This window comes from Limoniibacter endophyticus, from assembly GCF_014652835.1.
GTDB lineage: Bacteria > Pseudomonadota > Alphaproteobacteria > Rhizobiales > Rhizobiaceae > Limoniibacter > Limoniibacter endophyticus.
In genome coordinates this window covers 90037-110809 of the sequence record NZ_BMZO01000007.1, presented here as the reverse complement: position 1 = coordinate 110809, position 20773 = coordinate 90037, and the positions used below count along the sequence as shown (strand labels likewise).

Below are 20773 nucleotides of genomic sequence, written 5' to 3'. Positions count from 1 at the left end.
CCGCCGCAATCAGAGACCGGGGGCAGGCGTCAGCCCTCCCATGCGACAGACCTCACGCCATTCTTCCGGCTTCACGGGTTGCACCGAAAGCCGCATAGAGGTGACGAGGGCCATGTCGACAAGCTTTTCGTTCGTTTTCACGTCCTTCAGGCTCACCGGCTTGGGCATGGCCTGTACGGCACGTATATCGACGCATTCCCAGCGTGGATCGTCCGTGGTGCTATCGGGATGAGCGAGCTTGCAGATTTCTGCAATGCCCACGACCTCAAGCCCCTCGTTCGAATGATAGAAGAAGCCGAGATCGCCGATCTGCATGGCTCGCATATTATTGCGTGCCTGATAATTTCGTACGCCGTCCCATTCCTCGCCGATCTCGCCCTTGGCCTTGAGCATTTCCCAAGAAAACTTGAAAGGTTCGGACTTGAAGAGCCAGAATTGCATCTACTTGCACCTTTCAGTTCTTAACCGGAGCGTTGAAGACCCAGTTCCAGGGCTTGATCTCGACGGATGCGAAGAGTTCTGCTTTTGCGTAGGGATCGCTGGCCGCCAGCGCCTTCGCCTCTGCGGAGCTGTCAGCTTCCACCACCACGAGACTGCCGTTCGGTTTGCCGTCTGCATCAAGAAATGGCCCGGCAAACTTGAGCGTGCCCCTGTCGTTCAGTTCGTTCAGATAGGCGATGTGCGCGTCGCGTGTCGCGAGGCGCAGGGCGAGTGCATCTTCCCTATCGGTACAAAGCAGCGCAAAAAGCATGATCAATCCCCTGTTTCGTCATTTTCCGTGCGCAGCGGTCGCTGCATCAATTCGTCTAAGGCCTCTTTCACCGAAACTTCGGCAGCCAGCACGCGGTCGACCATCTCAATGATTGGCGCTCTAATTTTCTTGTCCCGCACAATCCGCGCCGCGATGTGAGCCGTTGCAACACCTTCGGCCAGCTTCATATCTATCAGCGAGCCGCCCTTACCCAGCGCGAGTCCATAGGCGTAATTACGTGACTGAGCGGAAGAGCTGGTTAGCATCAGGTCGCCGAGACCGGACAGACCCATCAAGGTTTCGGGGCGAGCGCCAAGTGCTTCGCCGACCCGCCGTAGCTCCGCAAAGCCACGGGTCACAAGGGCCGCCTGAGCGCTGGCACCGAGCTTTGCGCCCTGACTGGCGCCAGCGGCAATCGCGAGCACGTTTTTTAGTGCACCTCCGATTTCTACACCGATCACGTCCGTCGTCGAATAACAACGGAATTGGGAGGTGGAAAGCAGATGCGCCAGAGAAACGGCTTTAGCTTCATCCGCGCAAGCAATCGAAACGGCTGTTGGCAAGCCCCGAACAACGTCGTGAGCGAAGCTTGGACCAGAAAGAACGCTGGTGGTTGCGTCGGACAAAATCTCGCTTACACGTTCAGAAAGACGCTTGCCGCTGTCGCGCTCGATACCCTTGGCGCAGAGCACAAGCGGTGCGGGTCCCCTGAGGACCGCTTTGTGCTCCTCCAGAACCAGCGGCAGTGACTGAGCGGGGATAACCACGAGAATGGCTTCTACATCTGCCACCGCGAGGGCAAAATCCGTCGTAGCCTCTATGCCTTCGGGTAATGTTTCGCCCGGAAGATAATGCGGGTTTTGATTGGTTTCGTTGATGGCGCGCACAATTTCAGCGTCGCGCGCCCACAGGCGGACCCTGTGTCCGGCACGACGCATCGCGGCAGCAAGCGCCGTGCCCCAGGCTCCTCCGCCTAGAACGGCAATCGTTGAACATGTCATGCCTTGGCTCCTCGTCTGCCGGATCCGATCAGCGCCTGTGCATCCTCATCTAGCGGCCAGCGAGAGCGCGGTGCGGTTGTCATCGCATTTTCATCGGCAAGACCCTCACGCAACCGCTCGATCCCTGCCCAGGCGATCATTGCGGCATTGTCAGTGCAGAGCTTGAGTGGCGGTGCGAGAAAGGAAAAACCATACTTTTTACAAAGCGCCCGCAGCGTCTCACGCAATTGCTGATTGGCTGCAACACCACCAGCCACGACCAGTGCAGGCTCAGCAACATCGGGAAAGCGCTCCTTGAAACGCTCCAGCGCACGTTTGACGCGATCGCGCAGCGTATCGGCAATTGCCAGCTGAAAGCCCGCACAAATATCGGCGGCGTCCTGGTCATCGATAGGTGCGATAGAATTGGCAGCTTGGCGAACCGCGGTTTTAAGGCCGGAGAAGGAAAAATTCGGGCTCTTATCGCCCTTCATTGGCCGCGGGAAGACAAAACGGGCCGGGTCGCCCGCTTTCGCCGCCTCTTCGACCATTGGCCCGCCGGGATAGCCCAGAGCGAGCAGCTTCGCCGTTTTATCGAAAGCTTCGCCCAGTGCATCGTCGATTGTGGTCGCCCAGCGCTCATAGGCGCCGACGCCCTTGACCAGCACGATTTGGGTATGGCCGCCGGAAACGAGCAAAAGCAGGTAGGGAAACGCGAGATCATCTGTGAGGCGCGCTGTCAATGCGTGGCCTTCGAGATGATTGATACCCAGAAGAGGTTTGCCGATGACCGCAGCAATAGCCTTAGCGGTCATCAATCCCACGATAAGACCGCCGACGAGGCCGGGACCTGATGTTGCAGCCACGGCGTCTATTTGATCGAGTTTTACATTTGCGTCGGTCAGAGCTGCCTCGATCAGTCCATCCAGCGCTTCTACATGAGCGCGGGCTGCAATCTCCGGCACAACGCCCCCAAATGCCGCATGATCGGCGATCTGGCTCAAGACGACGTTCGAACGGATAATTGCTTTACCGCTTGCGTCGCTGGAAACCACGGCGGCTGCCGTTTCGTCACAGCTGGACTCAATTCCCAACACGAGTAATTGATTGTTTTTGGCCGCCATCATTGCCCGTAATCGATTTCCCGGTTAGAGGAACTCTAAATTCTCTCAAAGCGGGTCCGGCGCGTGACGCAACGTCTTCAGCCGTTCCGCCAGATACCGCAGGACGACTGGCACTTGACCGACATCGGAGGAAGTCCGGTGTCGGTCAAGTGCCAGCAAGAAATGACCCGCTACTCTAGCCACGCGGGTTAGCACGGACGAAAGCATATGCATAGGCGTTTACGAATCGGTACACGGGCAAGCGCCTTGGCGCTAGCGCAGGCACAGGAAGCACGCGATCGCTTGTGCACGGCGCACGGCTTGACGGAGGAGGCGTTCGAAATCGTGCCGATGACGACAACCGGCGACAAAATTCAGGATCGATCGCTGGCGGATGCGGGTGGCAAAGGTTTGTTCACCAAGGAACTGGAAGAGGGGCTCTTCGACGGGCGCATCGATTTTTGTGTGCACTCATCGAAAGATATGCCGACCAAGCTGCCTGAAGGACTCGAGATCATCGCCTATCTGGAGCGCGAGGATCCGCGCGACGTATTGATCTCTCCGGTCGCGGCGACGTTGGAAGAGCTCCCATTCGAAGCCGTGGTAGGCACGTCTTCACTCCGCCGTCAGGCGCTGGTGAAAAGATTGCGGCCGGATATTGCAACGGTGACCTTTCGCGGCAATGTGCAGACGCGTCTGCGCAAGCTCGAAGAAGGTCAGGTTGCTGCGACGCTTCTGGCCTATGCGGGCCTTCGCCGTCTCGACCTGGCCAGTGTCGCTACGCAGGTGTTGTCGCTGGATGATTTTCCTCCGGCACCTGGTCAAGGCGCAATCTGTATCGAAGCACGAAGCAGCGATATAGAGACACGTGCTTTGATCGCGGCTATCCAGCACGATGCGACAGCGACGGCGTTGACATGCGAACGTGCCTTTCTGGAAACGTTGGACGGCTCCTGCCGGACTCCTTTGGCAGGCTATGCGGAGGTAGAGGGGCGCCATGTTAACATGCGTGGCATGATTCTGACGCCAGATGGTTCACAGGTGCACGAGCTGGCGCTGGAGGGTGACGCAGCCCAGGCACAGGAGATCGGGCGTAAGCTTGGTAGCCTGTTGCGTGAAATGGCGGGTACCGCCTTTTTCGATGGTTGGAGCTGAGAACTCATTCCATGTGATCGTGACGCGGCCCGAACCGGCGGCGTCACGAACGGTTGCACGATTAAAGGCTGAGGGTTTTTACGCAAGTGCGGTTCCGCTGACGGAAATTCGTACGCTCCCCGTTAAAGCTGTTTCAGGAACATTCGATGCTGTGATTGTCACGAGCGCCAATGCCGTTTCTTCGGCAGACAGCAAAATGCTGGAGGCGTTACGTGCTCTTCCTGCTTTCGCTGTGGGGCAAGCGACGGGAGAAGCCTTGCGTCAAGCGGGGTTTGCAAGCTTCGTCGTCTACGGTCCGGATGCGACAGCCTTGGCGCAAAAGGTTAGCTCGGTTATTCCCGCCGGCGCACGTGTCGCGTATCTGTGTGGCTGTGAACGCAGGAACATAGTCGAGGTTGAGCTTGCACCGTACGAACTCCTTGTCCTCGAGACCTATCATGCACCGGCTCGAATGGGGGCAGCAGAGGAACTTCGTTCCGCCGTGATTGAGCATAATGTCACGCGTATCCTCAGTTATTCCCAGCGCGCCAGCGCGATTCTGGCGGATGTCTTTGGAAGGTCCCCAACATCGGAAATCAGCTTTGCATGCATATCCGAGCGCGCGGCGCAGCCCCTGCGAAACCGGGGATTGTTTGTGCGTGTTGCACAAACGGCGGATGAGGAAGGACTTTTTGAACTGCTTAGGGTCGAAAAGCGTTCATGAAGATAGATTAAGGCTCGGTTCGAAATCTATGTCGTTACCTCAAGGCTTTATCGGCTTTGACGAGCCGTGCTGAATAGGCTCAAATGGCGAGGCGAAGTAAATTCAAGGAGAGATGCATGGCCAAAGTCCCTGCCAATAGGCACTCCAAGCAAGCGAAGGATCCGGTGACCATCGATCTTGCTGCAGAAAAGCCGTTGGAGGACAGGAAGCCTGCTTCTGGCATGCCGGAGACAACTCCGGCAAAGGATAATGAGGCACAGCCGAAACCGGCTGCTTCATCGGCGAGTGCTGAGGCCTCGGGTGCCAATAGCCCGTATCCTAAATCAACCTCTCCCGCGTCTCCGGCTCCCTCCGCCTCGTCGGCCGGCGAGCCGGCGGCTTCGACCGGCACAGCAAAATCCACAGGGGCTACGTCGTCTTCCGCGTCCGATTCGGGTGGTGGATACACAGTGCCGCTGGCATCGAAAACTGGTTCGGGAAAATTTGCCGGTTTTGGTGCCGGATTGGCTGGGGGCATTGTAGTGCTGTTGCTGGCAAGTGGCGCTTATTATTCGGGTATCTTGCCTGAACGCTCGGTGCCCGCCGAGGCGACGGTCAACCAACAGATTGAGGCGATGAATGCACGCCTGGCAGCGGTCGAAGGCGAAGGGGGCGCATCGTCCCAAGAGGTCCACACGCTCAGGGCGGAAATCGATCAACTGCGCGCGGAACTTCAGGCGCTCAACGAACGTCCGGTTGGAGAAGCGGCCCTGCCCGTCGAGCTTGGTCAACGTCTCTCGCAGATCGAAACGCGGCTCGCTGGGGTGGTAGGTGGCGCCGGAGACACGTCTCAGCTGCAGGCGCGCGTTAATGAGCTGTCTGAGAAACTACAGACTGCGGATCAGTCCATTGTCGATCTGACGCAGCAGATGAACGCGCGGCCGGATCAGCCGCAGGCGGCACTTGTGCTTGCTGCAAGCCAGCTGCGTGATGCTGTGACGCGCGGTGGGGATATCAGCGCTGCTGTCAACGGGTTTGCCGCTTTGAGCGGTGAGACACCGGAAGTAGACGCGCTGAAAGCGCGAGGCGCCGTACCCGTACCATCGCATGATGAAATCGTGATGCAGGCGGAGGCGGCTTACGCTGCAATGCTTGCCGAGGCACAGAAGCCTGCAGTTGACGCCGGGGTCGTGGATAAGCTTGCGGCGAGTGCAAGGGCGCTCGTCAGCATACGGCCTGTAGGTCCGGTTGAAGGCGACGGCGTGCCGGAGGTCGTTTCACGCATCGAAGCGGCTGTGAATCAGAGCGATCTGGATACCGCTCTTGCCGAATACGCCAAACTTCCGGCCAATGTGCAGGCCGCGGGGCAGAGTTTCGCTGATCTTCTGGTTGCCCGTCGGGATGTGCTGACTCAAGTTCAGGCGGCCAGTGCTCAAGCTCTCCGCAACGCAGGCGGGAATGAATAGATGATTCGCATCCTGCTTTTCCTTGTTCTCATTGGCGCCCTTGCTCTTGGCTTTAGTTGGCTCGCCGATCGACCGGGCGAACTGGTCATGGTCTTTGGAGGCTATCGCTTCCAGGTATCTGTTCTGGTTGCCGCTGTAGTCATCGTCGCCATTGTAGCTGTGGCCATGCTCGCGTGGTGGGTACTCAAGGCCATCTGGACCGGCCCACAGCGTGTGGGACGTTATTTTCGCGGACGTCGCCGTGACCGTGGTTATCAGGCCTTGTCCACCGGGATGATTGCCGCGGGTGCAGGAGATGCCGTTCTGGCTCAGAAGATGAAGGAGCGAGCCGCAAAGCTAATTCGTGTCGATCAAGAACCACTTCTTCATCTTCTTGACGCGCAGACGGCACTCCTCAAGGGTGATCATGCGGCAGCGCGTCGTCGCTTTGAAGCCATGGCTGCCGATCCTGAAACACGTATTCTGGGTCTTCGCGGGCTTTATCTCGAAGCATTACGGGCTGGCGAGCGGGAAGCAGCGCGTAATTATGCTGAAAAGGCTGTTGCGCTCTCCCCACAACTCGAATGGGCAAGTGAAGCGGCAATGGAGCAGCGTTGCGCGGAAGGTGATTGGGACAAGGCGTTGACCATTCTGGCACAGCAAAAGGCTACAAAACAGGTCGACAAGACACGTTACAATCGTCGTCGCGCCGTTCTCCTGACGGCCAAGGCTCTTTCGAATCTCAATAACGCGCCGGATATTGCACGCACAAGTGCGCTGGAGGCCCACGCGCTTACACCGGATTTTGTTCCGGCTGCTGCAACGGCAGCCCGTGCATTGATCCGGGCCAATGACATTTCCAAGGCGCAGAAAATTCTGGAGACTACGTGGAAGCGTAACCCGCACCCTGAACTTGCGAGTCTTTATGTCGCGGGATGTCGCGGGGATGGTGCAGAAGATCGCTTGAAAAAGGCGCAGCGTCTCGAAAAGCTGCACCCGAACCATCGCGAAGGCGCTCTTGCAATCGCCCGAGCGGCCATAGATGCAGGCAAGTTCGAGATAGCACGCCTCAATGCCGAGGCTGCGCTACGCATGGGGCCGCGGGAAGATGTGTATCTTGTCTATGCCGACATAGAGGAGGTGGAAACGGGAAACCAGGGACGTGTTCGCGAATGGTTGGCCCGTGCTGTTCGAGCACCCCGCGAGGCCGCCTGGGTGGCCGATGGCTATGTTTCCAATCGGTGGCTGCCCTTCTCGCCGCTTGACGGGCGCATCGACGTCTTCGAGTGGAAGGCGCCTGTAGAGCAGGAAGAGCCCGCAGATTTGCTTAATGTACAGCTTGCCGACAAATTCCGTCAGGAGGATCACCGGTCACTCACTCTTGACAAGGCAGCTGCATTCGATGCTCCCAACGCGGCCGGGCAGGACATTTCCGAGACCGCTCCCGCGAAGCGCGTTGCTTCTCTTGCAGCTCTCAAAGCCGAGCCCCGGGAGGATGTTCCTGTCATCATCGAATCGGACGTGTCCGAAGATACCCCTCCCCAGCAGGAGGGTTTGCGTCAGCCGGACGATCCTGGCATTGGAGATCCGGGCGAGGGGGCAGAAAAAGCCGTGTCTGCGCCTTCAAAACAAACCGCCCGAGGCGGCAATCTCTTTTAGCTTAAATGGCTGGAGCCCTCATGCTTGAACGTTTCGTGCAATTCATCCGCTCTCTTCCAGCCCCGACGCAATCGACGCAGGAGCCTTATGCGCATGAGGTGAAGATTGCGGCCATCGCTCTGCTGATTCATGTAATTGAAGCGGATGGCGAGCGTAGCGAAGCCGAGAGTGATCTTTTACGCGAGCAGATTGCTGGCGTGCTTCATATAAGCCGCAGTGAAACCGATCGACTCGTCAAGGCAGGAACAGCCGCAGAGCGTGAGGCGGTCGATCTGTTTGGCTTCACCAGCGTTCTGGTTTCGGCGTTGAGCGAGGAACAGCGGCTTGCATTTATCGGTGCGCTCTGGGACATTGTCTATGTCGACGGCGACATGCATGAGTTGGAGGACAATCTTGTATGGCGCATCTCCGAGCTACTTGGCGTTGATGACCGCGATCGCGTGCAGGCTCGCCTTGATGCGCGTGACCGAAGACTGGACGATCGCTGAACCGGAGAGATCGGAATGTTTGCAACGACGAAACCGCAGAAGGTTTTGATCGTCCTCCATCAGGAGCGATCCAGCCCTGGGCGGGTTGGGCAAGCACTCATCTCCAAAGGTTTCGACCTCGATATCAGGCGACCGGCACTCGGCGATTCTCTTCCCGAGACGTTGCACCGCCATGCGGGCGCCGTCGTGTTCGGCGGCCCGATGAGCGCCAATGATCCGGAGGAGTTCATCCGCCTTGAGACAGAGTGGATGGCCGTGCCACTTAAAGAGAACAAGCCGCTGCTGGGGATTTGCCTCGGTGCGCAAATGCTCTCCAATCATCTCGGCGGCAAGGTTGAGGGCCGCAGTGATGGCGGCGTCGAAATCGGCTGGTACCCGATCGAGGCGACGGAAGAAGGCAGGGCGCTTTTCGACTGGCCCTCCATGGTTTATCATTTTCATAGTGAAGGCTTTTCATTGCCTTCCGACGCAACCCTGCTGGCGACTGGCGACAGCTATCCAAACCAGGCATTCCGCTATGGCGAGAAGGCCTATGGCATCCAGTTTCATGCCGAGTTGACACGCGCGATGATGCACCGGTGGGTTGTGCATGGCGCAAATCGGTTCGAGCTTCCAAATGCGCAACTAGGTGCCGTGCATCTCCAAGGCCGCATGATCTGGGACAATCACCTGCGGGCCTGGCTTGACCGGTTTCTCGAGCACCTCTTCATGGAAGAAGGGGTAGAGGCCGTGGCGAACTGAACCCAAACTTTCGTGAGAAGGCTTGCCACGAGCAGGCTTTTGCCTACATTGCCGGTGCTCGGCATGTCCTTTCGAATCATAGGATATGCACTTATTGTTCTTAATTCTTGGGACCCTCGATGACCGCAATCTTCATCACGCTTCATCTGGCTTTCCGGATCTACTGGTGGGTCATCATCGGCTCGGCAATATTTTCCTGGCTCTATGCCTTCAATGTAGTCAATCCGCGCAATCGGTTCGTCAATTCGATCGGCAATGCACTTTATCGACTCACGGAGCCTGCGTTACGTCCGATCCGCCGTGTGCTACCCGATCTTGGTGGCATCGACATTTCCCCGATTATCCTGCTTCTGGCGCTGACTTTTCTTGAGGTCTTCATGCATACGACCATAGAGCCGCTAGTCGGTGTCTATCACTGATCCAGCTGAAACTCTGGTATAAAAATGGCCGGTCGAACCGGCCATTTTTTCGCGTATCGGATTTCGATGATCAGGCTTTTTGAGCCTTGGCGCGCTCGATGCCTTCGAGGATCTTCTGCTTGGCGAGATCGGCATCCTGCCAACCACCAATCTTGACCCACTTTCCGGGCTCCAGATCTTTGTAGTGCGTGAAGAAGTGTTCGATCTGCTGGCAGGTGATCTCCGGCAGATCCTTATAGCTATGAATATTCTCGTATCGGCGAGTGATCGACGGTGCCGGAACGGCGATGATCTTCTCGTCTTCTCCGGAATTGTCTTCCATGAGCAGCATGCCGATCGGGCGAACTGCGATAACACAGCCTGGAACGAGTTCACGCGTGTTGCAGATCAGCACGTCGACCGGATCGCCGTCGCCCGAGAGCGTGTGCGGGATGAAACCGTAAGTGCCGGGGTAGAACATCGGGGTGTAAAGAAAACGGTCGACGAACAGCGTACCCGATTCCTTATCCATTTCGTACTTGATCGGCTGGCCGCCAACGGGCACCTCAACGATCACATTGACTTCTTCCGGCGCATGCTTGCCGATTTCAATTGCATCTATACGCATGAATAACCTTCCTGGGTTGGCTTCAAGCGGTCCGGAGGAGAGAGGACCGCGTCATGTGAAATGGTTGCGCTTCGCATAGCCTTCCTTGCGCCAATGCGCAATGCGTAGGCTGGTGATCAGTCCCAGGTGAAGGCGAGTTTTCGTAAGGCTCGCTGGTCGAAAATCTCGACCCCCTCCGCCGCATCCTTGCCGCCCTGGCGGACGTAGAATTCGAGTGCGTTGCGGTTTTCTTCGAGCGCCCAGACGACAAGGCCGCAGAAGCCATGATCTTCGAGACTTTTGCGCGCCGCATTGAAGAGACGGCTACCGAGGCCGATGCCCTGGTATTCCGGCAAGAGATAAATCTCGTAAATTTCGCCGTCCTGCGGCAACTCCTTGGCGCGGTTGGCACCGATCGTCGCATAACCGACGACGTCGCCGTTAATTTCCAGAACAAGAATTGAGGCCGAGCGTGTGATGGCGTTGCGCCACCAATCCGCACGCCGGCGTGACAGCATGCGTATCAAGGCGGCATAGGGAATGATGCCGGAGTAGGCATTTTTCCATGACGCATGATGAACCGCAGCGATGGCATCAGCATCGCGTGGCCCTGCCTTGCGGATATCTGCGCTCAAGGTCGTCATGATCGCACTAGCATACCGGCAGGCGTCCCTGTTTTTCAAGCCGAACTTTATAGTTCGACCAGCCGGTCCGGAAGCGAATTAGGATCGTTCTCGCCCTTCGGCACGTGACGTGCAAGAAGCGCACCCGCCAACGCGATGGCGCGCACGAAACCTTCCGCCACGTGGTCTCGGCGAGCGCCGTCCACGAGCGCGGAGACGATCGCATTCCATTCTTCCTGACCGACCTTGTCGTTGATTTTCACGTCGGCGATCACTGTAGCATAGTGTTCCTCAAGCGAAATAAAGAGGAGAAGACCGGTGCGCTCCGGCGTCGTGTGAATATTGCGGCTCATGAATTGCGTGAGCGCATTGGCATGGGCATGCCGGTAGAGGTAGGGCGCAGGAACGAGCCAGAGACGTAGAGGTTTGACGCACCATATCAAAGCCCAGATAATAATCAGAGCTACCGCCTGCATGCCGACGAAGTGCATTAGAGACGGATCGATCCAGTAGATGTGCAGAAAGATCGCCACGGCAAGACTTGCGATAATCAATGCCATGCTCGACAAAGCAAGCGCCGGAAATACATAGCTGCCACTGCTGCGCGCCAGGACGCAGTAGATTTCGCCTGCCGTACCAGCTTCCGCTTCGCGTATTGCCTGACTAATATTAATATGGTCCTGTGCGCTCAAGATCAGTTTGCTCATGCCCTACCAACTTCCCGAGGCACCGCCCCCACCGGACGAACCGCCTCCGCCTCCGAAGCCGCCGCCCCCGCCAAATCCACCCCCACCGAAACTACCGCCGAAGCCTCCGCCGGTGATGGTGCGGCCTCGCCTACCGCCGCCAACCTGGAAATCCATACCCAACCAGCGATAGCGACTGGGGCCGATCTTCTGACCATAGATGCGCGGCAATATCGAAAGGGCGATTGCCCCGAAGAAGATCGCAAAAAAGATCAGAGGGATGACCAGTTCGCCGGTTGGAACAACCTGTCTCTGCCGATTGCGCTCGGCGCGTTGCAGAAGCTCTGCCTCGTTGCCCTCCAGTACCGAAACGAGATCATCGGCTGCACCTTCGAGGCCGATGCCAAAATTCCCATCGCGAAACGCCGGGAGCATTGTATTCTCGATGATCAGCTTGGAGATGACGTCCGTAATTGTGCCTTCAAGTCCATAACCGACTTCGATGCGCGTGCTGCGTTCGTCGCGTGCCACCAGAACTAGAATGCCGTTGTCAGTGCCATCCTGACCCAGGCCCCAGTGCCGAAAGAGCCGATTTGCGTACGGCTCGATGGCCTCGCCCTCAAGTGTAGGGATGGTGGCGAGGACGATTTGGTCGGAAGAGCGTGTTTCAAAAGCGGCGAGCTTCTGAGTGATCCGATCCTCGGTCACGGCATCGACGAGATCTGCCAGATCCATGACGCGGCTCGTGAGCACCGGCAATTCTGCCGCTATGCCCGCGGTTGCGGCCAGCAGCAGCGGCACGAAGATTATCGCCCGGCACAGGCGCAGGATGGAACGCAAAGCTCCGGCCAGCATTCTACTGCCCGGTGTTGAAATTGACGTTCGGGGTTTGCATCGTCTCCTGCGCGATGGTGAAGTTCTCGAAAGGCTTGGAATCGGTAAACCAGAATTTTGCCCAGAGAACTGAAGGGAAGGTGCGCAACGATGTATTATAGACGCGAACCGCTTCAATATAGTCGCGTCGTGACACAGCAATGCGATTCTCCGTGCCTTCAAGTTGTGACTGAAGCGCGAGAAAGTTCTGGTTTGACTTCAGATCGGGGTAATTTTCGGTGATGGCAAGTAGCCGACCGAGGGCACCCGAGAGCTGCGCCTGACTTTCCTGGAAGCGCTTGAAGGCTTCCGGATCGTCAAGTGCCTCTGCTGGCAATGTTGTTTGAGTAGCCTTGGCACGTGCCTCGACCACCGCCTCAAGCGTCTCGCGTTCCTGTGCGGCGTAACCTTTCACCGTCTCGACCAGATTCGGCACTAAGTCGGCGCGGCGTTGGTATTGATTGAGGACTTCGCTCCAGGCGGCTTTTGCCTGCTCTTCCAATGTTGGGATCGTGTTATAGCCGCAACCGGAGAGTAGCGGCACCAAAAGAAGAAGGGGCAGGAGAAATGCAAAAGGGTGACGCGGCTGTTGCGCTGTCCGATAAGAAGCTGTCATAGCTAACCCCGAAAAGATGATCCGACGCGACGCTAGCATGAAGAACGCCGGTGAAACAGACGCATTCTCCGGGCTCGTTAAGGCACTCGAAAATGGCCAATCCCAATGACGATGATCAAAAGCATTCGCGCCAAATCTTGCGACGCGTTGTTCAGCAATCCGAACCCGTCATGCATAATGCCGGCAATCAGGAAGATGATCGCATCGAATATTGGGGCCGCAAGATAGGCCGCATCCTTAGCATCGTCGTTTTTCTCGGCATTGTTATCTATCTGATCGCGCAGTTGCGAGAGGCCAGCCTGTGAAGGAAGAACTTGCACGCTATCCGACGGCTGTCGTCATTTCGAGCAACGTCGTGCGCGGCTCGGTCGGCAACCGAGCGGTCACGCTTTCGCTAGAGCTGCTGGGCGTCCCCGTCTGGGCGGTTCCAACCATTGTGCTGGCCTGGCATCCCGGTATCAGCCGCTCGACGCGTATCGTTGCGCCTGACGATGACTTCTCCAGTCTCATGGCAGACCTGGCCCGGGCGCCGTGGTTGCCGAAAGTGGGCGGCCTTATTTCCGGTTATCTCGGTAGTGCCGAGCAGGCGAGAGGGATTGCCCATCTGGTAGGTGCGATGAAGGCGCAGAACCCCGAGGCGATTTACGTATGCGATCCGGTTATCGGTGATCTAGAAGGCATCTACGTTCCGGAAGAAACGGCAGTCGCCATCCGCGACCGGCTTCTCCCCCTTGCCGATTATGCTACTCCAAACCGGTTCGAACTTGCCTGGCTCGCAGATCGTACGCTGGAAACGCAGGCTGAGCTGATCGAAGCCGCGCGCGCCTTGCCGTGCAGAAACACACTAGTCACCTCTGCGCCCGGGCATGCGCCTACCCATCTGGGTAATCTCCTGATTTCCGCAAACCGAAGCCTTTTATGCGAACATCCCGCTATTGCTCATCCTCCAAAAGGTCCTGGTGATGTTACCGGTGCCGTGTTTTTAGGCCAGCTGTTGCAGGGAGCCTCCGCCGAGGAGGCATTGTCGAGAGCGACGTCATCCGTATACGAGGCGGTGGCAAGTAGTGCGGCGCGCGGTTCGGATGAGTTGATGCTTGAGACGGATCAGGCGGCGATCCTCTGTCCGCGGATCCGGTTTGGCGTTACCTCGATTTAGACTTGCTGAAATATCTTGCTCTCCCGAAGACAGCGAACTAGAGAAATCGCCATGACACATCTTCCTGATCATATGTTGAACGGCTATCGCAACTTCATCACAGGGCGGTATGTCGACGATAGCGCGCGTTACAGGTCCCTTGCCAATGAAGGGCAGACGCCAAAAGTAGTTATCATTGCCTGCTGCGATTCTCGTGCGGCTCCCGAGGTCATTTTCGATGCTGGGATCGGAGAGATGTTCGTGGTTCGGAATGTAGCCAATCTCATACCCCCCTATGGCCCAGACGGGGATTTTCACTCGACCTCCGCCGCGCTCGAATTTGCTGTGCAGGCGCTGAAGGTTGAGCATGTGGTCGTTATGGGCCATGGGCGCTGCGGCGGCATTAAAGCGGCGCTTGATGCGGATTTCGCCCCGCTTTCGGAAGGCGATTTCATCGGCAAGTGGATGAGTCTCGTCGCGCCTGCTGCGGAAGCTGTCGCCGGAAACTCGCTTATGACAAATGGCGAGCGTCAGACGGCGCTCGAGCGCATCTCCATCCGCCATTCGGTAGCTAATCTGCGCAGTTTTCCCTATATTCGGGCCAGAGAAGAAAGCGGGGAACTATCGTTGCACGGTTGCTGGTTCGATATCTCGACTGGCGAGCTTTGGGTCATGAATACTGAGACGGGTGATTTCGAGCGCCCCGATCTCGGCAATGGTTCTTCAGACTAGGGCCTGCAAGCGGGGTGTCAGTTCCGCACCGCATTTGCCAAGGCAGGCTCGGGCAGCTGGCGCCAGAAAAGCCACGAGGTGACCGCGCCCAGCCCCATCAGCGGCACGATCGTCGCAAGCCCTAGCACGGTGTCCCCCATTAGAGCGGCAGCAGTGCCCCCCACCAGACCCGCTGCCATCTGTATGAAGCCCGTCAGTGCGGACGCCGTGCCAGCCATATGGGGGAAGCCTGCCATGCTTGCGGTCAGCATTGCTGGCATGACGAAGGCAATGCCATAAGCGTAGATGCCTACCGGAACCATTACAGTGAAGAAACCGGGTTCCAGCGTTCGCAGGAGCGCCGCAAGCGAGATGCTCGCGACGATGATGGCCGTCAATCCGACGGGCACAAGTCTCTGCGCACTTACGCGCCCCATCAGCAGGCGGACCGATAGCGTTCCCGCAACGAAAAATCCGGATTGCATCAGCATGGCGAATCCGAACTGTGTCGGAGACAGACCCACGCGGTTCATCATGATGAAGGATAGCAACGTTGCCTGGGTGTAGAGGGCACCAGTCGAGCCTGCGATGATGAGGCTCGAAAAGAGGAAATAACGCTGGCGCAGAAGGAAAGCATAGGAAGAAATGAGCTTTCGCGGCTGCAGGCGGCTCATGTCGCGGGTGACGGTTTCAACCTGGCAGAGATAGACGATCGAGATAACGGCAATTCCCAGGATGAGCATCAGTATGAACGTTGCATGCCAGCCGAAGAATTCCATGGTGATGCCGCCCAGCGTTGGTGCAATCGCGGGACCGACCCCAAGCATTGTCCCTATCAAATTCATAATACGGGCCGAGCTCTCCTTGGTGAAGAGGTCCCGCACCATTGCTCGCGAGATAGCAACACCCGCAGCTCCACCCACACCCTGAACGAAGCGGGCGGCAATGAGCCATTCGATGGAGGGCGCAAAGATCGCGACAATGGTGGCCAGGCAGTAAAGGCCCATGAACGCGAGGATGATTGGCTTGCGGCCGACGGCGTCCGAAAGCGGGCCGCAAATAAGCTGGGCAAATGCAAACCCGGCAAAGTAAAGTGACAGTGTCATCTTCACCATCGCTTCGGTGGTTTGCAGATCAGTCACGACCGAAGGCATGGCCGGCGTGAAAAGGGCCAGGGAGATCGGACCGATAGCTACGAGCGCGGCACCAATAAGCCCCACGCGCCGCTCTGTCATCGCCGGATGGTGGGCCGTATGCAGGCGGGCATCCATTATGTGCTCTTCTTTTCGCAGAAATTATCGCGCACCCGCTTCATTTTTTCGAAAAAATCGTCCCACTCCTCGGGCGTGAAGCCTTTAGAGGCAGTGATGCGTAAAATGTCCGAGACTTTCCGCGTGCGCCTAAGCACTTCTTCGGCCGCATTGGTCAATTCGACGCGCTTGGCGCGGCGATCGTCCGGATCGACGCTGCGCGTGATGAGGCCGCGCGCTTCAAGACGATCGAGATAGGCGCAGAGCGTCATAGGCTCCAGAGACATGCGCTCGGCAAGCACGTTCTGACGTACCGAGCCGGCGCGCGCGGCGTGAACAAGCGTCCGTGCTTCGCCCTTCGTCAACCCGAAGCCGGCGTCAGCAACCTCGCGCTCGAAAGCTGTACGCATCAGGCGGGCGACATCGGATATGACAAAGCCGATGCTGTCGGTATTTACGGTCTTGTTCATGTGGGGCTTTCGTAAGAGATACTTATTATAAGGCTAGTACAGCGCGTCTGAAATCCGGTCAACTATCTTGCAGGACGGAGGAGCCAGCTCTAAGTGTTCTGGTAACACTATTGATCCCGATTTTCCGGAAAGCTCCCATGTCGACAATTGATCTTGACCGTCATCCGCTCGTCAACTGGAGCGCGCCGCATGGGCTGCCAGATTTTGATCGGATCAACGACGACGTGTTTCTCGACGTTTTCGAGCTGGCGCTTTCGGCGCATCGCACAGAAATCGATGCCATTGCGAATTCTGATGAAATTCCGACGATTGAGAACACGTTGAAGGCGCTGGAGCTCTCGGGTGAGGCGCTGTCACGCGTTTCGTCAATCTTTTGGATGCGAGCGGGCGCGCATACCAATCCGACGATCCAGGCCACCGAACGCGATCTGGCGCCGAAGCTTTCACGCCATTATTCGGCGATCGCACTGAACCAAAAGCTTTTTGCGCGAATTGATGACCTCTATGCGCGTCGAAGCCAGATCGGTCTTGATGATGAAACGAACCGCGCACTGGAAAAGAGCTGGAAAGGGTTCATGCGTTCCGGCGCTAAGCTTGAAGGTGCGGCTCGCGATCGTTTTGCCGAGATAAACAGTTGCCTGGCGTCGCTTGGCGCCGCGTTCGGACAAAATGTACTCGCCGACGAAAGCGGCTGGTCGCTTGCATTGACGAAGGATGACCTTGTCGGACTGCCGGAACCCCTTATCGATGGTTTGGTGGAGGCGGCGCAGTCGCGCGAGGGAAACGGTGATTTTGTAGTCACGCTGTCGCGTTCGGTCGCGGAAGGCTTTTTGAGCCACTCGGCGCGACGCGATCTACGCGAAAAGGTATTCCGGGCCTTTATCTCGCGCGGAGAGAAGCAGAACTGGCCGCTGATACAAGAGATGCTCGCCTTGCGCGCCGAAAAGGCAAAGCTGCTCGGATACGAGAATTTTGCTGCCTTCAAGCTCGACAACACGATGGCAAAAACTCCCCAGACCGTGATGGAATTGCTGATGCCCGTCTGGCAAAAAGCTCTGAACAAGGCTCGCGCCGAGGAGGCGGTGCTGGCAGAGATCGCCGCCGACGCTGGCGAGAACGAACCGCTGGAAGGGTGGGATTGGCGCTTCTATGCCGAACGTAACCGCGAGAAAAACTACCAGTTTGATGAGAATGCGCTGAAAGCCTATTTTTCACTCGACCGTGTTATCGAGGCTTCTTTCGATGTTGCGAGTCGCCTGTTCGGCCTCTCCTTCGAGGCCCTGCCTGACGTCCGGGGGTGGCATGAGGACGTACGCGCTTTTCGCGTCATGGACGAAAGCGGCGCGGAAATCGGGTTGTTCCTGGCCGATTATTATGCGCGTGCTTCCAAGCGTTCCGGCGCGTGGATGAGTGCGTTGCGAAGTGCGCATGGTCTCGATAACGGCCAGAAGCCCATCATCTACAATGTGATGAACTTCTCCAAGCCCTCGAAGGGTAAGACAGCACTCCTTTCGCTTGATGAAGCACGGACTCTGTTTCACGAGTTTGGTCATGCCCTGCATGGTCTCTTGACCAAAGCCAAATGGCCAAGTCTCGCGGGCACTGCGGTGTCGAGGGATTTTGTCGAGCTTCCATCGCAACTTTATGAGCACTGGTTAATGGTGCCGGAGGTGATGACCAAGCACGCGCGGCATTACAAGACGAACGAGCCCATACCGGCGGTGTTGATCGAAAAGCTCAAAGCTGCGCATAGCGCAAATGCGGGGTTCGACGCTGTTGAGTTCACGGCATCGGCGCTGGTAGACATGGCATATCATACACTCGGTGCTGCTCCGTCCGACCCGAAGATATTCGAAGCAGAGACTCTTGCAAAACTCGACATGCCGAAGACGATTGCCATGCGACATCGTTCCCCGCAATTTTTGCATATATTCGCGGGCGACGGTTATAGTGCTGGCTACTATTCATATATGTGGTCGGAAGTGCTTGATGCCGATGCGTTTGCTGCATTCGAAGAGACCGGAGATCCCTTCGATCCCGAAACGGCGCATAAGCTCAAGGAATGCGTCTATGCCGCCGGAGATACGCAGGACCCCGAAGCCCTTTATCGTGCATTTCGAGGCAAAATGCCGTCACCGGAAGCAGTCGTAAAAAAACGTGGACTGGCCTGAATGGCGTAGTTGCGCCGTTTTTGCCGGATAGCATTGCCTTAACGCCCCTTCCTTTTGGAGCGAAAACAGGTTATGAGCGCGCGCAACTACGATTGGGCGCGTCGAGGACGGTCCGAACCGTGTCTCCAAACAAAAGGCCTCTTTCGTTATGAAACTTCGCAATATCGCGATCATCGCGCACGTTGACCACGGCAAGACGACCCTGGTCGACAAGCTGCTCGAACAATCCGGCACGTTCCGCGAAAACCAGCGCACCGAAGAGCGTGCGATGGACTCCAATGATCTCGAAAGAGAACGTGGCATTACCATTCTGGCGAAGGCTACTTCGGTAGAATGGAAGGACATTCGCATTAATATTGTCGATACTCCAGGCCACGCCGATTTCGGCGGTGAGGTCGAGCGAATCCTCAATATGGTGGATGGTGCAGTCATTCTGGTCGATGCGTCGGAAGGCCCGATGCCGCAGACCAAGTTCGTGCTGGGCAAGGCGCTCAAGGTTGGTCTAAAACCAATCGTCGCCATCAACAAGATTGACCGCGCTGACGAGCGCCACCAGGAAGTCCTGAACGAAATCTTTGATCTTTTCGTTGCCCTCGACGCTACCGAAGAACAGCTCGACTTCCCGGTTCTCTATGGTTCGGGTCGTGGCGGCTGGATGGCGGAAGCGCCGACAGGTCCGCAGGACAAGGGTCTCGAGCCGCTGTTTGATCTGATCGTCAAGCACGTTCCTGAGCCGGACACGGCTTCCAAGGATGAGCCGTTCAAGATGATAGGCACGATTCTGGAATCCAACCCGTTCCTGGGCCGCATCATCACTGGTCGCATCCAGTCCGGTTCAATCAAGCCGAACCAACCGGTCAAGGTGTTGAACGGCGAAGGCAGTCTCGTCGAGAACGGCCGTATATCCAAAATTCTGGCTTTCCGGGGCCTTGAGCGCGTACCGCTGGATTATGCCGAAGCGGGCGATATTGTTGCGATCGCCGGTCTGTCGAAGGGTACCGTCGCGGATACGTTCTGTGATCCGCAGGTCACCGAGCCTCTGCTCGCACAGCCGATCGATCCCCCGACCGTCACCATGTCCTTCATCGTCAATGACAGCCCCTATGCAGGTACCGAAGGCGACAAGGTGACGAGCCGCGTCATCCGTGATCGCCTGCTCAAGGAAGCCGAAGGCAATGTTGCGCTGAAGATCGAAGAATCGGAAGACAAGGACTCCTTCTTCGTTTCTGGTCGCGGTGAATTGCAGCTCGCCGTTTTGATTGAAACCATGCGTCGTGAAGGCTTCGAAGTCGCAGTTTCGCGTCCCCGTGTCGTCATGCAAAAGGACGAGACGACCGGCGAAACGCTTGAGCCGATCGAAGAAGTCGTCATCGACGTTGATGAAGAGCATGCGGGCATCGTCGTGCAGAAGATGTCGGAGCGTAAGGCTGAGATGACGGAGCTGCGTCCCTCCGGCGGCAACCGTCAGCGTCTTGTCTTCCACGCTCCGACCCGTGGCCTGATCGGCTATCAATCCGAACTTCTGACTGATACGCGCGGAACGGCCATCATGAACCGCCTGTTCCACTCCTACCAGCCGTATAAGGGGCCGCTGCCCGGTCGCACCAACGGTGTACTGATCTCGAATGACCTTGGCGAGGCTGTTGCATACGCGCTCTTCAATCTTGAAGATCGCGGTCCGATGATCATTGATCCGGCAACCAAGGTCTACCAGGGCATGATTATCGGCATTCACAGCCGTGATAATGATCTCGAGGTCAATGTGCTGAAGGGCAAGAAGCTCACCAACATCCGTGCCGCCGGCAAGGATGAAGCCGTGAAGCTGACACCACCTATCCGAATGACGCTCGATCGTGCGCTTTCCTGGATCCAGGACGACGAACTGGTCGAGGTTACGCCGAAGTCGATTCGCCTGCGCAAGCGCTATCTCGACCCGAATGATCGCAAGCGCTTTGAAAAGAAGAAGGTCGAACTGGCTTAGGCCGGTTAGCATGAAATGCAAAATGCGTCGTTCGAAAGAGCGGCGCATTTTTTTGTAGCAGAGTGGCAAAAAGTGGTGCCTGGTCATCAACGGGCGCTACGCAGCGGTGGAAAATTGTTTTTCACAACCGGATTTCGCTATAACCGACCGTGAAGAACGCTGGCAGCAGTTTTTCTTTTCATTTTCGATCTGATTTCATTCCGCGTTTCATTTTCGTCGTAAAAGTTTGTAGTAATCCAGTGTCGTCC

Annotated in this window: 23 protein-coding genes; 12 read left to right on the top strand and 11 right to left on the bottom strand. The window is 57.1% G+C overall.

The annotated features are described in order from the left end of the window. Positions 1 to 9: 9 nt before the first annotated feature. From IE151_RS11295 to tsaD, 4 genes are read right to left on the bottom strand one after another with little or no spacing between them, the layout of a single operon-like run. Positions 10 to 441 (bottom strand): EVE domain-containing protein, encoded by a 432-nt coding sequence (locus IE151_RS11295; RefSeq protein ID WP_189490176.1) that lies wholly within the window; start codon positions 439 to 441, stop codon positions 10 to 12. Between the two features lie 13 nt (positions 442 to 454). Continuing rightward, a complete protein-coding gene (locus tag IE151_RS11290) occupies positions 455 to 751 on the bottom strand; it encodes a YciI-like protein (RefSeq protein WP_189490174.1) in 297 nt (98 codons plus the stop codon). 2 nt (positions 752 to 753) lie between these two features. Next, positions 754 to 1752, bottom strand: coding sequence for an NAD(P)H-dependent glycerol-3-phosphate dehydrogenase (locus tag IE151_RS11285; RefSeq protein WP_189490172.1), 999 nt, complete (start codon positions 1750 to 1752; stop codon positions 754 to 756). Continuing rightward, positions 1749 to 2855 (bottom strand): tRNA (adenosine(37)-N6)-threonylcarbamoyltransferase complex transferase subunit TsaD, encoded by a 1107-nt coding sequence (gene tsaD / locus IE151_RS11280; RefSeq protein WP_189490470.1) that lies wholly within the window; start codon positions 2853 to 2855, stop codon positions 1749 to 1751. Before tsaD ends, IE151_RS11285 begins: the two co-directional genes overlap by 4 nt. A gap of 207 nt (positions 2856 to 3062) precedes the next feature. Between tsaD and hemC the strand changes: the two genes are divergently transcribed. The 7 genes from hemC to IE151_RS11245 all read left to right on the top strand — a co-directional run bounded on the left by hemC (position 3063) and on the right by IE151_RS11245 (position 9423). Next, the gene (gene hemC / locus IE151_RS11275; RefSeq protein ID WP_189490170.1) at positions 3063 to 3989 is read left to right on the top strand and encodes a hydroxymethylbilane synthase; all 927 of its coding nucleotides are present in this window, start codon (positions 3063 to 3065) and stop codon (positions 3987 to 3989) included. Continuing rightward, the gene (locus IE151_RS11270; RefSeq protein ID WP_244636721.1) at positions 3976 to 4692 is read left to right on the top strand and encodes a uroporphyrinogen-III synthase; all 717 of its coding nucleotides are present in this window, start codon (positions 3976 to 3978) and stop codon (positions 4690 to 4692) included. Before hemC ends, IE151_RS11270 begins: the two co-directional genes overlap by 14 nt. Positions 4693 to 4808: 116 nt before the next feature. Next, positions 4809 to 6137, top strand: a complete 1329-nt coding sequence (locus tag IE151_RS11265) for a hypothetical protein (RefSeq protein WP_189490166.1) — start codon at positions 4809 to 4811, stop codon at positions 6135 to 6137. Further along, entirely contained in the window at positions 6138 to 7775 is a 1638-nt protein-coding gene (locus tag IE151_RS11260; RefSeq protein ID WP_189490164.1) for a heme biosynthesis protein HemY, read from the top strand. 20 nt (positions 7776 to 7795) lie between these two features. Then, positions 7796 to 8263 carry a tellurite resistance TerB family protein gene (locus tag IE151_RS11255; RefSeq protein ID WP_189490162.1) on the top strand — a complete coding sequence of 156 codons (468 nt, stop codon included), beginning with the start codon at positions 7796 to 7798 and terminating at the stop codon, positions 8261 to 8263. A gap of 15 nt (positions 8264 to 8278) precedes the next feature. Further along, positions 8279 to 9004: a glutamine amidotransferase gene (locus IE151_RS11250; RefSeq protein ID WP_189490160.1), complete on the top strand. Its 726-nt coding sequence runs from the start codon at positions 8279 to 8281 to the stop codon at positions 9002 to 9004. Between the two features lie 119 nt (positions 9005 to 9123). Further along, a complete protein-coding gene (locus IE151_RS11245) occupies positions 9124 to 9423 on the top strand; it encodes a YggT family protein (RefSeq protein WP_189490158.1) in 300 nt (99 codons plus the stop codon). Between the two features lie 70 nt (positions 9424 to 9493). Here the strand turns inward: IE151_RS11245 and ppa are convergent, their stop codons facing one another. From ppa to IE151_RS11220, 5 genes are all read right to left on the bottom strand, one after another. Beyond that, positions 9494 to 10030 carry an inorganic diphosphatase gene (ppa, locus tag IE151_RS11240; RefSeq protein WP_189490156.1) on the bottom strand — a complete coding sequence of 179 codons (537 nt, stop codon included), beginning with the start codon at positions 10028 to 10030 and terminating at the stop codon, positions 9494 to 9496. A gap of 116 nt (positions 10031 to 10146) precedes the next feature. Continuing rightward, on the bottom strand, positions 10147 to 10653 hold the full coding sequence (locus IE151_RS11235; protein WP_189490154.1) for a GNAT family N-acetyltransferase: 507 nt from the start codon (positions 10651 to 10653) through the stop codon (positions 10147 to 10149). A 47-nt stretch (positions 10654 to 10700) separates the two neighbouring features. Then, positions 10701 to 11339, bottom strand: a complete 639-nt coding sequence (locus IE151_RS11230; RefSeq protein WP_189490152.1) for a TPM domain-containing protein — start codon at positions 11337 to 11339, stop codon at positions 10701 to 10703. Positions 11340 to 11342: 3 nt separating this feature from the next. Continuing rightward, positions 11343 to 12173 carry a TPM domain-containing protein gene (locus IE151_RS11225; RefSeq protein ID WP_189490150.1) on the bottom strand — a complete coding sequence of 277 codons (831 nt, stop codon included), beginning with the start codon at positions 12171 to 12173 and terminating at the stop codon, positions 11343 to 11345. A 1-nt stretch (position 12174) separates the two neighbouring features. Further along, the gene (locus IE151_RS11220) at positions 12175 to 12807 is read right to left on the bottom strand and encodes a LemA family protein (protein ID WP_189490148.1); all 633 of its coding nucleotides are present in this window, start codon (positions 12805 to 12807) and stop codon (positions 12175 to 12177) included. A gap of 92 nt (positions 12808 to 12899) precedes the next feature. On the opposite strand from IE151_RS11220, the gene IE151_RS11215 reads away from it, so the two are divergent. From IE151_RS11215 to IE151_RS11205, 3 genes are read left to right on the top strand one after another with little or no spacing between them, the layout of a single operon-like run. Beyond that, positions 12900 to 13112: a hypothetical protein gene (locus tag IE151_RS11215; RefSeq protein ID WP_189490146.1), complete on the top strand. Its 213-nt coding sequence runs from the start codon at positions 12900 to 12902 to the stop codon at positions 13110 to 13112. Further along, entirely contained in the window at positions 13109 to 13963 is an 855-nt protein-coding gene (pdxY, locus tag IE151_RS11210; RefSeq protein ID WP_189490144.1) for a pyridoxal kinase, read from the top strand. The genes IE151_RS11215 and pdxY overlap by 4 nt, the downstream gene beginning before the upstream one ends. 51 nt (positions 13964 to 14014) lie before the next feature. Beyond that, positions 14015 to 14674, top strand: coding sequence for a carbonic anhydrase (locus tag IE151_RS11205; RefSeq protein ID WP_189490142.1), 660 nt, complete (start codon positions 14015 to 14017; stop codon positions 14672 to 14674). A gap of 17 nt (positions 14675 to 14691) precedes the next feature. Here the strand turns inward: IE151_RS11205 and IE151_RS11200 are convergent, their stop codons facing one another. Together IE151_RS11200 and IE151_RS11195 are read right to left on the bottom strand one after the other, a co-directional pair. Next, complete coding sequence (locus tag IE151_RS11200; protein WP_189490140.1) at positions 14692 to 15924, bottom strand: multidrug effflux MFS transporter; 1233 nt, start codon at positions 15922 to 15924, stop codon at positions 14692 to 14694. Continuing rightward, positions 15924 to 16373, bottom strand: coding sequence for a MarR family winged helix-turn-helix transcriptional regulator (locus IE151_RS11195; protein WP_189490138.1), 450 nt, complete (start codon positions 16371 to 16373; stop codon positions 15924 to 15926). The genes IE151_RS11200 and IE151_RS11195 overlap by 1 nt, the downstream gene beginning before the upstream one ends. Before the next feature lie 137 nt (positions 16374 to 16510). On the opposite strand from IE151_RS11195, the gene IE151_RS11190 reads away from it, so the two are divergent. Then, entirely contained in the window at positions 16511 to 18544 is a 2034-nt protein-coding gene (locus tag IE151_RS11190) for a M3 family metallopeptidase (RefSeq protein WP_189490136.1), read from the top strand. Between the two features lie 148 nt (positions 18545 to 18692). Continuing rightward, the gene (typA, locus tag IE151_RS11185) at positions 18693 to 20525 is read left to right on the top strand and encodes a translational GTPase TypA (RefSeq protein ID WP_189490134.1); all 1833 of its coding nucleotides are present in this window, start codon (positions 18693 to 18695) and stop codon (positions 20523 to 20525) included. The last annotated feature ends 248 nt before the right edge of the window (positions 20526 to 20773 follow it).

Bases quoted from the DNA above. Each gene is read 5' to 3' on its own strand.
- typA (WP_189490134.1), top strand. From the start codon at position 18,693: ATGAAACTTCGCAATATCGCGATCATCGCGCACGTTGACCACGGCAAG.
- IE151_RS11245 (WP_189490158.1), top strand. From the start codon at position 9,124: ATGACCGCAATCTTCATCACGCTTCATCTGGCTTTCCGGATCTACTGG.
- IE151_RS11205 (WP_189490142.1), top strand. From the start codon at position 14,015: ATGACACATCTTCCTGATCATATGTTGAACGGCTATCGCAACTTCATC.
- IE151_RS11295 (WP_189490176.1), bottom strand. From the start codon at position 441: ATGCAATTCTGGCTCTTCAAGTCCGAACCTTTCAAGTTTTCTTGGGAA.
- IE151_RS11285 (WP_189490172.1), bottom strand. From the start codon at position 1,752: ATGACATGTTCAACGATTGCCGTTCTAGGCGGAGGAGCCTGGGGCACG.
- IE151_RS11265 (WP_189490166.1), top strand. From the start codon at position 4,809: ATGGCCAAAGTCCCTGCCAATAGGCACTCCAAGCAAGCGAAGGATCCG.
- IE151_RS11250 (WP_189490160.1), top strand. From the start codon at position 8,279: ATGTTTGCAACGACGAAACCGCAGAAGGTTTTGATCGTCCTCCATCAG.
- IE151_RS11255 (WP_189490162.1), top strand. From the start codon at position 7,796: ATGCTTGAACGTTTCGTGCAATTCATCCGCTCTCTTCCAGCCCCGACG.
- IE151_RS11200 (WP_189490140.1), bottom strand. From the start codon at position 15,924: ATGGATGCCCGCCTGCATACGGCCCACCATCCGGCGATGACAGAGCGG.
- IE151_RS11290 (WP_189490174.1), bottom strand. From the start codon at position 751: ATGCTTTTTGCGCTGCTTTGTACCGATAGGGAAGATGCACTCGCCCTG.
- IE151_RS11270 (WP_244636721.1), top strand. From the start codon at position 3,976: ATGGTTGGAGCTGAGAACTCATTCCATGTGATCGTGACGCGGCCCGAA.
- IE151_RS11215 (WP_189490146.1), top strand. From the start codon at position 12,900: ATGGCCAATCCCAATGACGATGATCAAAAGCATTCGCGCCAAATCTTG.
- hemC (WP_189490170.1), top strand. From the start codon at position 3,063: ATGCATAGGCGTTTACGAATCGGTACACGGGCAAGCGCCTTGGCGCTA.
- ppa (WP_189490156.1), bottom strand. From the start codon at position 10,030: ATGCGTATAGATGCAATTGAAATCGGCAAGCATGCGCCGGAAGAAGTC.
- IE151_RS11190 (WP_189490136.1), top strand. From the start codon at position 16,511: ATGTCGACAATTGATCTTGACCGTCATCCGCTCGTCAACTGGAGCGCG.
- IE151_RS11260 (WP_189490164.1), top strand. From the start codon at position 6,138: ATGATTCGCATCCTGCTTTTCCTTGTTCTCATTGGCGCCCTTGCTCTT.
- IE151_RS11235 (WP_189490154.1), bottom strand. From the start codon at position 10,653: ATGACGACCTTGAGCGCAGATATCCGCAAGGCAGGGCCACGCGATGCT.
- IE151_RS11230 (WP_189490152.1), bottom strand. From the start codon at position 11,339: ATGAGCAAACTGATCTTGAGCGCACAGGACCATATTAATATTAGTCAG.
- IE151_RS11195 (WP_189490138.1), bottom strand. From the start codon at position 16,373: ATGAACAAGACCGTAAATACCGACAGCATCGGCTTTGTCATATCCGAT.
- tsaD (WP_189490470.1), bottom strand. From the start codon at position 2,855: ATGGCGGCCAAAAACAATCAATTACTCGTGTTGGGAATTGAGTCCAGC.
- IE151_RS11225 (WP_189490150.1), bottom strand. From the start codon at position 12,173: ATGCTGGCCGGAGCTTTGCGTTCCATCCTGCGCCTGTGCCGGGCGATA.
- IE151_RS11220 (WP_189490148.1), bottom strand. From the start codon at position 12,807: ATGACAGCTTCTTATCGGACAGCGCAACAGCCGCGTCACCCTTTTGCA.